Raw genomic sequence first — 13,219 nt, forward strand, 5'->3', positions numbered from 1 at the left:
TCCCCGTTTACGGGGAGAAGGTGGCCGATAGGCCGGATGAGGGCTTCTAGTTCAATCTAATCGAATTCTTCGATCAATAAAGCCCGTTCTGACGGCTTGATGCAAATGTTGTTCATGGCCAAAACTTCCCCCAAACAAGGGAACAGCCATGTCGAATTTGCCGTCTTATGCACGCGTCGTGATCATCGGGGGAGGTGCGGTCGGTGCGTCCGCTCTCTATCATCTGGCCAAGGCCGGGTGGACGGACTGCGTGCTTCTGGAAAAGAACGAGCTGACGGCCGGTTCGACATGGCATGCGGCGGGCAACGTGCCGACATTTTCGTCCTCCTGGTCGATCATGAACATGCAGCGCTATTCGGCCTCGCTCTACCGCGAACTGGGCGCGCTGGTCGATTATCCGATGAATTACCATGTCACCGGCTCGATCCGGCTTGGTCATTCCAAGGAGCGGCTGCAGGAGTTCAAGCGCGTCGTCGGCATGGGGCGCTATCAGGGCATGGATCTCGACATCCTCTCGCCGGATCAGATCAGGTCGAAATACCCCTTCGTCGAAACCCATGACCTGACCGGCGCGCTCTACGATCCCTATGACGGCGACATCGACCCGGCGCAGCTGACGCAGGCGCTGGCCAAGGGCGCGCGCGACATGGGCGCGAAAATCTTGCGCTTCTGTCCCGCCACCGGCGCGCGCCGGGAAAATGACGAGTGGATCATTTCCACGCCGCAGGGCGAAATCCGCTGCGAATACGTCGTCAATGCCGCCGGTTACTACGCCCGCGAGGTCGGAAAATGGTTCGGCCGCGACGTGCCGATGATGGTCATGAGCCATCAGTACATGCTGTTCGAGGAAATTCCGGAACTGGCCGCCTGGTCGAAGGAAGCAGGGCACAAGCTGCCGTTGCTGCGCGATGTCGATAGCTCCTATTACCTGCGCCAGGAAAAGACCGGGATGAATCTCGGTCCCTATGAGAAAAACTGCAAGGCGCACTGGATCACGCCGGACGATCCGATGCCGGAGGATTTTTCGTTCCAGCTTTTCCCTGACGATCTGGAACGCTTGGAATGGTATCTGAACGACGCCGTCGAGCGTGTGCCGATCCTCGGCACTGCCGGTCTGTCCCGGATGATCAATGGGCCGATCCCCTACGCGCCGGACGGCAACCCGCTGATTGGCCCGATGCCGGGCGTGCCGAATGCGTTCGAGGCCTGCGTCTTTACCTTCGGCATTTGCCAGGCAGGCGGTGCGGGCAAGGTACTGGCCGAATGGGTAACGGAAGGGCAGACGGAATGGGACATGTGGTCCTGCGACCCGCGCCGGTTCACCAGTTTTACCGATCAGGATTATTGCATCGCCAAGGGCATGGAAATCTATGGCCATGAATATGCCATGCATTTCCCGAAGCACGCCTGGCCGGCGGGCCGCAACAAGAAGCTGTCGCCGATCCACGGCCGGATTGCGGCCCTTGGCGCACAGTTCAAACCCTATAACGGCTGGGAGCGGGCCAACTGGTACGCCAAGCCGGGGGATGACCTCTCGGAAGAAGCCACGCAGACCTGGAACCGGGCGGGGCCTTGGCAGAAACGCATCGAGGAGGAATGCCTCGCCGTCACCAACGCTGCCGGCATTCTCGATCTTCCTGGTTTCTCCCGCTACCGCCTGAAGGGCGAGGGTGCCCGCGACTGGCTGCTTGGCCTGACTACAGGCAAGGTGCCGAAGCCTGGCCGTATTGGTCTCGCCTATTTCTCCGACGACAAGGGCCGGATCGTCACCGAAATGTCAGTCATGGCACTGGAGGAGGATTTCTTCTTCCTGATCACGGCGGCAACGGCGCAGTGGCACGATTTCGAATGGTTGAAAAAACACCTGCCACAGGATGCGGCGTTTACGCTGGACGATGTCACGGAGAGCTTTACCTGCCAGATACTCTCCGGACCGAAGTCGCGGGACATCTTGGCTGAGGTCTGTGATGCGGATCTTGCGAAGGGTTGGTTGACGCATCAGTCGGTACAGATCGCCGGGCGCTGGTGCCAGCTGGTGCGCGTCTCCTTCGCCGGCGAACTCGGCTGGGAAATACACACTAAGATCGATGACACGGCCACCATCTTTGACGCGGTCTGGGCTGCGGGACAAAAGCACGGCCTGAAACCCTTTGGCATGGAAGCGCTGGACTCGCTTCGGATCGAGAAGGGATATCGCGCCTGGAAAGGCGATCTTTCAACCGATTACACCATTCTGCAGGGTGGATTGGAGCGTTTCGTTGATTGGGCCAAGCCCGGATTCAAGGGCAAGGCGGCGCTGGAGCATGAGAAACAGCAGGGTGTGACCAAACGCTTCGTCACGCTGATCGTGGACGCTGGCGATTGCGACGCGCCGTATATGTCGACGCTCTGGCATGGCGGCAAGGTGGTCGGCGAAACCACGTCCGGAAACTGGGGCTACCGGATCGGCAAATCGGTGGCACTTGGCATGCTGCGCGCCGATCTGGCTCAGCCTGGAACCGAGGTCGAGGTCGAAATCTACGGGGACCGCTTCACGGCAATCGTCCAGGCCGATGAGCCGCTGTTTGATCCCAAGAATGAAAGACTGCGCGCATGAGCAAGCCTATCCCCCAAAAGGCCCGCGTGGTCATCATCGGCGGCGGTGTGTCGGGCTGTTCGGTCGCCTATCATCTGGCGAAACTCGGCTGGACTGACGTTGTGCTTCTCGAGCGCAAGCAGCTGACTTCCGGCACGACCTGGCATGCGGCCGGACTGATCGGCCAGCTGCGCGCCAGCCAAAACATGACCCGGCTCGCCAAATATTCGGCCGATCTCTACACCAAGCTGGAGGCCGAAACCGGTATCGGCACCGGCATGCGCCAGTGCGGCTCGATCACGGTTGCGCTGACCGAAGAGCGCAAACAGGAAATCTACCGGCAGGCCTCGCTGGCCCGCGCCTTTGACGTCGATGTGCGGGAAATATCGCCGGACGAAGTCAAGGCGATGTATCCGCATCTGAATGTCTCGGATGTGGTCGGTGCCGTGCATCTGCCGCTGGATGGCCAGTGCGATCCCGCCAATATCGCCATGGCGCTGGCCAAGGGTGCCCGGCAGAACGGCGCGACCATTCTTGAGGGCGTCAAGGTAACGGCGGTCCACAAGAAGGATGGCCGGGTCTCAGGCGTCACCTGCGAGCAGAACGGCGAGACGTTCACGATCGAGACCGAAAATGTCGTCAACGCGGCGGGCATGTGGGGCAGGGAGCTGGGCCTCATGTCCGGCGTGACCGTGCCGCTGCATGCCTGCGAACATTTTTATATCGTCACCGAACCGGTCGCCGGGCTACAGCGCCTGCCGGTTCTGCGAGTGCCGGACGAGTGCACCTATTACAAGGAGGATGCCGGCAAGATGCTGGTCGGCGCCTTCGAGCTCAAGGCCAAGCCCTGGGGCATGAACGGCATCAGCGAGGATTTCTGCTTCGACCAGTTGCCGGAGGATTTCGATCACTTCGCGCCGATCCTGGAAAAGGCGGTTGGACGCATGCCGATGCTGGAAACGGCAGGGATCCATACCTTCTTCAACGGCCCTGAGAGCTTTACGCCGGATGACCGCTACTATCTCGGCGAAGCGCCGGAGCTGAAAGGCTATTGGGTTGCGGCCGGTTACAACTCGATCGGCATCGTGTCGTCCGGCGGTGCCGGCATGGCGCTGGCGCAATGGATGAACGATGGTGAGCCGCCGTTCGATCTCTGGGAGGTCGATATCCGCCGGGCGCAGCCATTCCAGAAAAACCGCACCTATCTCAAGGAGCGGGTCACCGAGACGCTCGGCCTGCTCTATGCCGATCACTTCCCCTACCGCCAGATGGCGACGGCACGCGGCGTTCGCCGCACGCCCTTGCACGAACACCTGAAGGCGCGCGGCGCCGTCTTCGGAGAAGTGGCGGGTTGGGAGCGGGCCAACTGGTTTGCCAAGGAAGGTCAGGAGCGGGAATACAAATATAGCTGGAAGCGGCAGAACTGGTTTGAAAACCAGCGCGACGAGCATCTGGCGATCCGGGGTGGCGTCGGTCTGATCGATATGACGTCGTTCGGCAAGATCCGCGTCGAAGGGCGCGATGCGCTGCCCTTTCTGCAAAAACTCTGCGCTAACCAGCTGGATGTGGCTGCGGGCCGCATCGTCTATACCCAGATGCTCAATGCCCGTGGCGGTATCGAGAGCGATCTGACGGTCACTCGTCTCTCGGATACGGCTTTCCTGCTGGTCGTGCCCGGCGCGACGTTGCAACGCGATCTTGCCTGGCTGCGCAAGCATCTCGCCGATGAATTCGTCGTTATCACCGATGTGACGGCATCGGAATCGGTGCTCTGCGTCATGGGGCCGAAGGCGCGCGAACTGATGCAAAAGGTCAGCCCCAACGACTTCTCTAATGCGGCGCATCCGTTTGGTACGGCGCGGGAAATCGAAGTCGGCATGGGCCTCGCCCGCGCTCACCGGGTCACCTATGTCGGCGAACTCGGCTGGGAACTCTATGTCTCGACCGACCAGACGGCGCATGTGTTCGAGACGCTGGAAGCGGCAGGGGCCGATATAGGCCTGAAACTTTGTGGCATCCATACGCTCGATAGCTGCCGGATCGAAAAGGCCTTCCGCCATTTCGGCCATGACATCACCGATGAGGACCATGTGCTGGAAGCCGGGCTCGGCTTTGCAGTGCGCACGGGCAAGGGCGACTTCATCGGCCGCGAAGCCGTCTTGAGGAAACAGGACAAGGGGCTTTCGCGCCGGCTGGTGCAGTTCCGGCTGACCGATCCGGAGCCGCTTCTGTTCCACAACGAAGCGGTGGTGCGCGACGGCAAGATCGTTGGAACGATCACGTCAGGCAATTACGGCCACCATCTCGGCGGCGCGATCGGGCTCGGCTATGTGCCGTGCCGGGAAGAGAGCGAGGCCGATGTGCTGGGCTCTGTTTACGAGATCGAGATTGCCGGGACACGGGTGAAGGCGGAGGCGTCGCTTGCGCCGATGTATGATCCGAAGTCGGAGCGGGTGAAGGTCTAGGCGAGGTTGTTTCTTCTCCCCATCGGGGAGAAGTGCCGAGCGCATGCGAGGCGATGAGGGGGCGGCGGATGCTGAGTTTGCGGCCCCCCTCATCCGGCCCTTCGGGCCACCTTCTCCCCGATGGGGAGAAGAGGAATTACGCGGCGGCCTCCGTCGTCCCCTCTCCCCGCGAGCGGGGAGAGGGCTAGGGTGAGGGGCTTGTCGGACCCAGCCCACAGCGAAATGCGCGCGCCGGAACGCGATTTTTCCGGTGAGGTCTTTCAGGAGAGAAAACATGCTCGCGCCCGAACTTTCCAACAGCGTTGCCGAGGGCGACCGCATCGACCAGTTCGTCGCCGCCCACAAGCCCGGCCATGGGCTTGCCCGGCCGTTCTACCGGGACGTGGATATCTACGAGCGCGATCTGGAGCGTGTCTTCCGCCGCCATTGGCACTGCGTCGCGCATGAAAGCGTCATCCCGAAGCCGAACGATTTCGAAGTGTTTCGCATGGCCTCTGAGCAGGTGATCCTGACGCGGCATGCGGACGGGACTGTTCATGCCATTCTCAATGTCTGCCGCCATCGCGGGGCGGAAGTCTGCACCAAGGACAAGGGCAATGCGCGTGTGTTCGTCTGTCCCTATCACGCCTGGACCTATGGCAATGATGGCGCGTTGAAGGCCGCACGGCTGATGCCGAAGGATTTCAAGCGGGAAGACCATGGGCTGAAGAAGCTGCATGTCCGCGTCGTCGAAGGCCTCGTCTTCATTTCCTTTGCCGAAAACCCGCTCGATTTCACTGAAGTCGAAAACCTTCTGCATGCCACCTGCGGCCAGTATGGCTGGGGGCAGGCGAAGGTTGCTTACCGGCAGAGTTATCCGGTCGATGCCAACTGGAAGCTGGCGGTGGAAAACTATGTCGAATGCTATCACTGCGGCCCGGCGCATCCGGAGTATTCGCAGACCCACGCACTGGAACAGCCGCTGCACATGATCGAGGCGCTAAATGCCGCAATGGAGGAACGCACTTGCGCGCTCGGTATCCAGGTCGGTTCTGGCGACCATTGGCAGACTTCCGAGAATGGCAAGGAGACGATCCATGCTTTCCGCTATGCACTCTATGATGGCGTCAAGACCGGCAGTCAGGACGGATCGCCATTGGCGCCGCTGATGGGCCGTTTCACCGAGTTCGATGGCGGCGTTACCTCCGTTCATCTCGGCGGCACGTCGTTCCTCGTCTGCTATCCCGACCATGGCATGATCTACCGCTTCATTCCGAAGGGTCCGGAAGCCTGCGAGATGGAACTGATCTGGCTCGTCAACGGCGAGGCGCAAGAGGGTGTCGACTACGACCTCGAGAAGCTGAAATGGCTCTGGACCGTCACCACCGACGAGGACAAGTCGATCATCGAGCACACCTCGCGCGGCGTGCGCTCGCATTACTTCGTGCCCGGCCCGATCGCACCGATGGAGCAGAACGAGTTGCGCTATATCAACTGGTATCTCGACGAGATCAGCCGGGCCTAGCCACCGCGCCTGTCAAAATGCGTACGAAGCGCGACGTGGGTCTGCACGGTCGCTACGCCCGCGATCGTGGCGATTTGTCTTCGGATGGTGTCGAGATCTCCGTTCGATCCGCATTCGATCAATAGCATCAGGTCGGTGGGGCCTGCCAGCGACCAGCAGCTGACAACCTGCGGGATACCGGAAATATGCGGCACGACATGGTCGCAATTCTTGCCCGGCTGAAAGCTGACTGCAACCACGGCCCGCACGCCGGGATCGGCAATTTCGGTCCCAAGGCGTATTGTATAGCCCGCGATCACATTCTTGCTTTCCAGACGCCGCAGCCGCTCATGAACGGCGCTGCGTGAAAGGTCGCTGCGCCTGGCAAGCTCGACCAGGCTCTGGCGAGAATCACTGCGCAAGGCAGCGACAAGGAGGCGGTCTTTTTCGTCCAGTTCGATCACTTTGTCCGGTCTCCCCCTGTCAAACCGGATGGATGACCGGTTGCCCGGCATCCTGCTCAATGAAACCGGACGAAATGGCAAGTAGCTTCTGCGCGTAACAGCCAAAGGAGTGATCGGGCTATGAAATTTTCTGACAGGGCAGCGTTGATACTTGTGGACATGCAACAGGCCTTCGATACCGCGCCATGGCCGAAGCGATGGAACGACAAGGTCGATGCGAACGGGCTGGCAGTTCTGTCGGCGTGGCGTGCGGCCGGGCGTCCGCTCTTCCATGTGCGGCACGACAGTGTCGAAGAGGGATCGTCGCTTCGGCCCGGGAGCCCCGGCAACGCGTTCCGCCGCGGTTTCGAGCCGCAGCCGGGTGAGCCGCTGGTCATCAAGAGTGTCAACGCCGCTTTCATCGGTACGGACCTGGATCTCCGGCTGCGGCGGGCGGATATCGACACGATCGTCGTGTTTGGAATTTCGACGGACATGTGCGTTTCGACGACGGTGCGTGTCGGTGCCAATATGGGCTACAAGGTCACGCTGGTGGAGGATGCCTGCGATTGTTTTGATCTTGCCGATGGTCACGGTGAGAAGATCGCTGCGGTTGATATTCATCGCGCGCATATCGCGACGCTTCGGGCTGATTTCGCAACGGTTGTGACCACAGCGGAAATCCTGCCGAGAGTGTGACGGCAGGCCCCGCAGGCAGCCTTCAGGGTAAACGACCGCGAACCTCTGTAATCTGATGGGACCATTTTGGCGCGGTCGGTTCGACGCCATAGGCGTTTTTCGGGAAAGTGAAGAAGGTCGAGAAGCTCTGGCTCTGGCCGGCGGGGACGCGCGCCAGAATCAGGGCCGTGTCCACGCCGAGCGTCCGGCAATTGTTTTGCGGGCAATCTTCCAGCGTGACCGACAGTTTGAAATAGTCGAGATTGTAGCCGCTGTTGTTTTTTACTGTGCCGGTTGCGCGGTAGCTCATGTCGGGTTGATTTCGCGTGAACTCCAGGTCTCCGACCGATATATCCTGCGGCGCCAGCGCCGGTTGAGCTTGCGCGTCGCCAGGATCTGTTACGGCTTCTGCCGGGGTCCTGCCTTCATTGATCCAGATCAAAAAAGCCGAAACAAGCGCCAATGCGACGAGGATGCTGAGCACCGGTTCTGCAAAGCGCCGGAAGCGCGACGAGCGCATGGCAAAATACACGATCAACAGGCCGGCAACCGCAGGAAATATCCAAATCATCAAAGTCCTCCAGACCTCTATATAGGCGGGGCGGCATCGTGAGGGAAGCGGGGACCGGCAGGATCCTGCGATTGCTGCGGACGGCGGAACAAAGCAAAGGATTAGCCGTTACCTGCTCGAACCCAGACATACTTCAATTGCTGAAAGGAAGAGACCAATGGCTGGTAAAGCCCTGGAAGACCTGTTCTATGACATGCTTAAGGATGTCTATTACGCCGAACGCAAGATTCTGAAAACCCTGCCCAAAATGGCCAAAGGCGCGCAGAGCCCGAAGCTCAAGGCGGCGTTCGAAAAGCACCATGAAGAAACCGAAGGCCAGATCGAGCGCCTGCAGCAGGTGTTTGAAATCTTCGGCAAGCGTGCGGTCGGTAAGACCTGTCCGGCGATTGACGGTATCGTTGAAGAAGGCGAGGAAATCCTCGATGAATTCAAGGGGTCACCGGCGCTTGATGCCGGACTTCTCGCCACGGCGCAGGCTGTCGAACATTATGAGATGGCCCGCTACGGCACGCTGAGGACCTGGGCCGGAATGCTTGGCCTCAAGGATGCGGTCAAGCTGCTTGACGAGACCTTGCAGCAGGAAGGGGCGACCGATCATGCACTGACAGCGCTTGCCGAGGCTTCCGTCAATGCAACGGCGATGAAGAAAGCCGCATAACAGGGCGGGATCCGATTGGCCGGGGTTCATCTCCGGCCAATTTGCTATTTCAGGCTGATCCAGTAGGAGCCGCGGAACGGAACGGCGGCAAAGCGCTCGTTGATTTCCTTCAGGCTCTGATCCGGATCGATATCCGCAAACATCTCCGGCCGCAGCCAATGGGCAAAGGCCTCCGCCGCCAGAATGTTGAGCGGTACGGCGTTGAAGAAATTCCACAATCCGTGCACCCGGCCTTTCTGGACGCCCGACAGGTTGGCAAGAACCGGATTTTTCACCGCTTCGCCCAGTGTCTTGCGCGCCTCCTCGGCGGAAACGCCGGGGCCAATGGAAAAGGCGCTGTAGGTGCCGCCGGGTGAGGCCGTGGCGATGTACACTTCAGGGTCGGCCTCGATCAGATACTCGCTGCTGACGATGCCGCCCTGGCGTGGCAGGTTCTTGGTCGCAATGTTGCGGCTGCCGGTAATGCCGATGAATTCTCCGAGGCCGCCGGTGCCGTAGGCATAGCAGCATCGATCGGGATTGGGGAATGCGTCCATCAGTACGGTCGGGCCTGGCTCGGGATTGGCGGCGACCCGGTCTGTGATGCGCTTCAGGTGTTCCTCGTAGAAATCGGCAAAGGCGTTTGCCTGTTCCTCGCGCTCCAGGACCTTGCCGAGCAACCGCATGTTGTCAGGTGTATTCTTCAAGGGATCGCTGTTGAAATCGACAACGAAGACCGGGACGCCAGTGCTTTCGAGATAGTCGATCGCCCGCTTGCCGAGATCGGTATCGGCCTGCCAGTTGGCCATGATGGCAAGGTCAGCCTTCAAGGACAGGATGGTTTCGAAGGACAGGCCGTCGCCCGTGCCATCGCCGATAATCGGAACGTCCGCAAGGGCCGGAAATTTTTCCACGAAGTCCTTGTAGATTTCGGGGTTGTCGCCCTTCAGGTCTCCCGACCAGCCAGCCAGCAGGCTGACGGGATCGGGATGGATCAGCGACAGCGCCACCAGATTGAAGCCGCTGCCGAGCAGGATGGCTTGGGGTGTCTCCTTGATCGTCACCTGCCGGCCAATCCCGTCGGTGAGCGTCAACGGCCAGCGATCCTGCGCGTTCGACATGGCAGCACAGGCCAAAAACAGGCCAAGGGTCAAAAGAAGGAGGCGTTTCACAATCATTGCTTTCTTTGGGCGGGCAGGGCGCAGAGTTCGCCACAGCTGGGTATGCCCGGCAGAAGATAGCGCAGGCAACAGATCTTGCGGCGGCAGACGGTCTCTTCGCCATCAGCTTCATGCCGCAGGCAGCCGAGAAACGGGTTTGGGGTCCCGTCGGGCAGGTGTGTCTGCGAAAACAGCGACCGTGAGGCCCAGGTGTCGCCGTCGGCGGGGCGTTCCCGTTCGGTGGCGTTGAAAGCGTAGTCGATATAGACCGCCGCATTGTTCCACGCGAGCTTTGGTGCAATGCCGCCCACCGCTTTCAACTGCGCGATAATCTCGGCTAGATGCTGGCTGACCAGTGGCATGACGAAGGAGAGAAGGTCGGCGCCCTTGCCCTCGCTCCAATCACCCTCGCGGGCAAGTCCGAGAGCGCGTGGCAAGCCGTCTTCGGCCAGCGCGATCGTCATTTCGCCGGGAACGACCGGCAAAACGTGATCGGCCCGGCGAGCAACGATATAAGGGATGGTCAACATCGAGAAATAATAGAGCGACCACATCGAGGCGACAGCGCGCCTGTCCGTGCCGCCGTGGGCGTTCGCATAGGTATCAAGAGCCTCTGTGAAACCGCCGGAACCGAAGAACTCCGACAGCGGCACGCCGCCTTCCAGCTCCGACGACAGCATCATCTTCTCGCCGCACCAGGCGTGCTCACCGGCAAACACCGCCTTCAGGCTGGAGGCCCCGAAAGCGGTGCTGACGTCGTGGTTGGGGGAAAGGCTCAAACGGTCACCAGCTGTATTTCAACGAACCGATGACGGCACGGCCCTGATCACGGTAGCAGAAGCCTGCCGAGCAAACCGTATCGCGGCGGTCAAAGACGTTGGTTGCATTGACCTGCAGGCGCAGGCCCTCATACTTCTTGTCGATGGCCGCGAAGTCGTAATGGGCGGCGGCATCGAAGAGGACGCGCGCGCCGTTGCGCGTCGTGTTCTGGTCGTTACCGAAGCTCGAGCCTAAGAAGCGGGCACCGGCACCGAAGCCGAGGCCGGCTGCCGGGCCATCTTCCGGCAATGTGTAGTCCGCCCAGAGCGATGCCATGTGGCGCGGCACGGAGGAGACGTAGTTGCCAACCGTATCGGCCGGGCCTTCGGTGATCTTGATGTCGGTATAGGTATAGGACGCGATCAGCGACAGGCCGTTGTCGAGGCTGGTATTGGCTTCCAGTTCGAAGCCGCGCGAGCGCACCTTGCCGCGCTGAACCTGAATGTTTTCCGGGCCTGTCGGCAGGTCCACAACCTCGTAATAAAGGCTGTTCTTCTGGTTGATATTAAAGAGAGCCGCCGTGACCATCGTGTTGCTGTTGGGCAGCAGATACTTGACGCCGATTTCTTCCTGCTGGCTTTCGGTCGGCTTGAACGGCTGTTCCGTTTCCTTGTTCCAGCCGGCATTGGGCGAGAAGGCTGTGGAGTAGCTGATATAGGGCGCAAGGCCGAAATCGGTTTCGTAGGTCAGGCCGATACGGCCGGAAAATGCCTTGTCCTGTTGCGAAACCTGGTTCGTCAGACCAGTGGTCAGATCGGTGTTGTCCGTATCCGTCGAGACCCAGTCATAGCGGGCGCCGGCTGTCAGCGTCCAGGCGTCGTAACGAATCTGGTCCTGAAGGTAGGTGCCAAGCTGCCACTGGTCCTGGACGACGCGTTCGTTGAAGTCGATCGGGTCGGTCGGACGGCCTTTGGTCGGGTTCTTGGTGTCGAGCGGCGGCGTGAAGCCGGTTCCGGCGAGGGACTTGAACCGCAATTTCGTGTAGTCGACACCTGCGAGCAATGTGTGATCGAGTGCGCCGGTATCGAACTTGGCCTCCATCTGATTGTCGATGACCACGGAGCTGAGGCGCTCGTCGAACGTTCCGGCGCTGCTATCCAGCAAGGTCGGATCAATGGCGTTCGGCGCGTAGGCAAAGGCCCAGTCGGCATCGACGTTCAGCGTCGAGACGCGCATGTTCTGGCGGAAGGTAAAGACGTCGTTCAGGCGGTGCTCAAATTCGTAGCCGAGGCGCGCCTGTGTTTGCACCGAATCGTTGAAGTCCGGATTGCCGGCGAAAATGTCGGTTACCTTGCCAGTCGGGTCGTTGTAATAGGCCGCCGAACCGCCGGTCTTGGTGCGGGAATATTCGCCAAGAATGGTCAGCTTGGTGTCTTCGTCCGGCTTCCATGTAAAGGCCGGTGCGATATAGGCGCGGTCATCCGGGACGCTGATCTGCTCTGTGTCGGCGCTGCGCAGCAGGCCAGTCATGCGGTAGTAGAGCGGATCGGTGTCGTTGATCGGGCCGGAGAAATCGAACTGGCCCTGGTAGCGGTTGTCCGTACCGTATTGCAGCTGCAGTTCGCGCAACGGCTCCTCGGTTGGCCGCTTGGTGATCAGGTTGAACAGGCCGCCGGCGCCGGACGCACCATAGAGGGCCGACGACGGGCCGCGCAGGATCGACACGCCTTCCAGGCCATAAGGCTCGTTCTTGAACAGCGAGGAGCTGGCGCCGGGCTGGCGCAGGTTGTCACGGAACATGCCGGTATAGGTAACGTCGAAACCACGCACGGTGAAGGAATCGAAGCGCGGATCGAAACCGTATCCACCGACACGCGAGCCGGGCGTGTAAGCAAACGTTTCGAGAAGCGTCTGCGGGTTGCGATCCTTCAACTGCTGCTCGGTCACGGACGAGATCGATTGCGGTATCTGCAGGAAGGGGGTGTCGACCTTGGCGCCGGTGGCGCTGCTGGTGCCGACATAGCCATCGGCCGTGATGACGCCGCCGCTGCCGCCCGTGACGGTCAGTGTCTCCAGTTCGGTCGCTCCATCAGCACCTGTCGTAGATTGCGCCGCATCCTGTGCGAAAGCTGTCAGCGAAAGGGCGAGCAGCGAGGTGCCGGCAAGAGCGAAACGAACGGTGGACCGGGTGGCACGGCGAAGTTGGGGCATGTCATGCACTTTCTGGACAGGCGGGAGTTATAAGATGACTCGTTCTATCAAGATTACTTTCACAGGAAAGTGAAATGTATGACTTAAACACTCATGTTTTTGAGTGTGTGGGATTCGAGCAACATTTTCGGTTGGAAATTCCAACCGTTTCCGGCAGTTAGGCCAAAAATTGCAAAAGGCCGCACGTGATGGTGCGGCCTTGGTCTTGCGAGCGGGCTGTGCCGGACGCTGAATGGA

Annotated in this window: 10 protein-coding genes; 5 read left to right on the plus strand and 5 right to left on the minus strand. The window is 60.4% G+C overall.

Annotated elements, in window-relative coordinates:
* The first annotated feature begins 148 nt into the window (after positions 1–148).
* The 3 genes from ACSQ3J_RS09040 (at position 149) to ACSQ3J_RS09050 (ending at position 6,544) form a co-directional block, all read left to right on the plus strand.
* The gene (locus ACSQ3J_RS09040) at positions 149–2,596 is read left to right on the plus strand and encodes a GcvT family protein (RefSeq protein ID WP_060506662.1); all 2,448 of its coding nucleotides are present in this window, start codon (positions 149–151) and stop codon (positions 2,594–2,596) included.
* The gene (locus ACSQ3J_RS09045; RefSeq protein ID WP_060506663.1) at positions 2,593–5,040 is read left to right on the plus strand and encodes a GcvT family protein; all 2,448 of its coding nucleotides are present in this window, start codon (positions 2,593–2,595) and stop codon (positions 5,038–5,040) included. The genes ACSQ3J_RS09040 and ACSQ3J_RS09045 overlap by 4 nt, the downstream gene beginning before the upstream one ends.
* 274 nt (positions 5,041–5,314) lie before the next feature.
* On the plus strand, positions 5,315–6,544 hold the full coding sequence (locus ACSQ3J_RS09050; protein ID WP_436039005.1) for an aromatic ring-hydroxylating oxygenase subunit alpha: 1,230 nt from the start codon (positions 5,315–5,317) through the stop codon (positions 6,542–6,544).
* On the opposite strand, the gene ACSQ3J_RS09055 is transcribed toward ACSQ3J_RS09050, so the two are convergent.
* Entirely contained in the window at positions 6,541–6,987 is a 447-nt protein-coding gene (locus tag ACSQ3J_RS09055) for an Lrp/AsnC family transcriptional regulator (RefSeq protein WP_244482375.1), read from the minus strand. The two genes, ACSQ3J_RS09050 and ACSQ3J_RS09055, sit on opposite strands and share 4 nt — an antisense overlap.
* 120 nt (positions 6,988–7,107) lie before the next feature.
* Here ACSQ3J_RS09055 and ACSQ3J_RS09060 point away from each other — a divergent pair, with 120 nt between their 5' ends.
* The gene (locus tag ACSQ3J_RS09060) at positions 7,108–7,665 is read left to right on the plus strand and encodes a cysteine hydrolase family protein (protein WP_060506665.1); all 558 of its coding nucleotides are present in this window, start codon (positions 7,108–7,110) and stop codon (positions 7,663–7,665) included.
* Between the two features lie 22 nt (positions 7,666–7,687).
* On the opposite strand, the gene ACSQ3J_RS09065 is transcribed toward ACSQ3J_RS09060, so the two are convergent.
* The gene (locus tag ACSQ3J_RS09065; RefSeq protein ID WP_060506666.1) at positions 7,688–8,215 is read right to left on the minus strand and encodes a hypothetical protein; all 528 of its coding nucleotides are present in this window, start codon (positions 8,213–8,215) and stop codon (positions 7,688–7,690) included.
* Positions 8,216–8,372: 157 nt separating this feature from the next.
* On the opposite strand from ACSQ3J_RS09065, the gene ACSQ3J_RS09070 reads away from it, so the two are divergent.
* Entirely contained in the window at positions 8,373–8,873 is a 501-nt protein-coding gene (locus ACSQ3J_RS09070) for a YciE/YciF ferroxidase family protein (RefSeq protein ID WP_060506667.1), read from the plus strand.
* A 44-nt stretch (positions 8,874–8,917) separates the two neighbouring features.
* Here ACSQ3J_RS09070 and ACSQ3J_RS09075 read toward each other — a convergent pair whose 3' ends face one another.
* The 3 genes from ACSQ3J_RS09075 to ACSQ3J_RS09085 are packed head-to-tail and all read right to left on the minus strand — an operon-like array spanning position 8,918 to position 12,982.
* Entirely contained in the window at positions 8,918–10,024 is a 1,107-nt protein-coding gene (locus ACSQ3J_RS09075) for an ABC transporter substrate-binding protein (protein ID WP_436039006.1), read from the minus strand.
* 2 nt (positions 10,025–10,026) lie between these two features.
* Positions 10,027–10,791, minus strand: coding sequence for a siderophore-iron reductase FhuF (fhuF, locus tag ACSQ3J_RS09080; RefSeq protein WP_060506669.1), 765 nt, complete (start codon positions 10,789–10,791; stop codon positions 10,027–10,029).
* 4 nt (positions 10,792–10,795) lie between these two features.
* Positions 10,796–12,982 carry a TonB-dependent siderophore receptor gene (locus ACSQ3J_RS09085; RefSeq protein WP_060506670.1) on the minus strand — a complete coding sequence of 729 codons (2,187 nt, stop codon included), beginning with the start codon at positions 12,980–12,982 and terminating at the stop codon, positions 10,796–10,798.
* Positions 12,983–13,219: the final 237 nt, after the last annotated feature.

Origin of the sequence: Rhizobium sp. LjRoot98 (assembly GCF_964252935.1) — a bacterium.
Classification (GTDB): Bacteria; Pseudomonadota; Alphaproteobacteria; order Rhizobiales; family Rhizobiaceae; genus Pararhizobium.

Excerpts from the sequence above, each read along its gene's own strand:
- ACSQ3J_RS09085 (WP_060506670.1), bottom strand. The coding sequence starts at position 12,982 with ATGCCCCAACTTCGCCGTGCCACCCGGTCCACCGTTCGTTTCGCTCTT.
- ACSQ3J_RS09045 (WP_060506663.1), top strand. The coding sequence starts at position 2,593 with ATGAGCAAGCCTATCCCCCAAAAGGCCCGCGTGGTCATCATCGGCGGC.
- ACSQ3J_RS09050 (WP_436039005.1), top strand. The coding sequence starts at position 5,315 with ATGCTCGCGCCCGAACTTTCCAACAGCGTTGCCGAGGGCGACCGCATC.
- ACSQ3J_RS09065 (WP_060506666.1), bottom strand. The coding sequence starts at position 8,215 with ATGATTTGGATATTTCCTGCGGTTGCCGGCCTGTTGATCGTGTATTTT.
- ACSQ3J_RS09040 (WP_060506662.1), top strand. The coding sequence starts at position 149 with ATGTCGAATTTGCCGTCTTATGCACGCGTCGTGATCATCGGGGGAGGT.
- ACSQ3J_RS09070 (WP_060506667.1), top strand. The coding sequence starts at position 8,373 with ATGGCTGGTAAAGCCCTGGAAGACCTGTTCTATGACATGCTTAAGGAT.
- ACSQ3J_RS09060 (WP_060506665.1), top strand. The coding sequence starts at position 7,108 with ATGAAATTTTCTGACAGGGCAGCGTTGATACTTGTGGACATGCAACAG.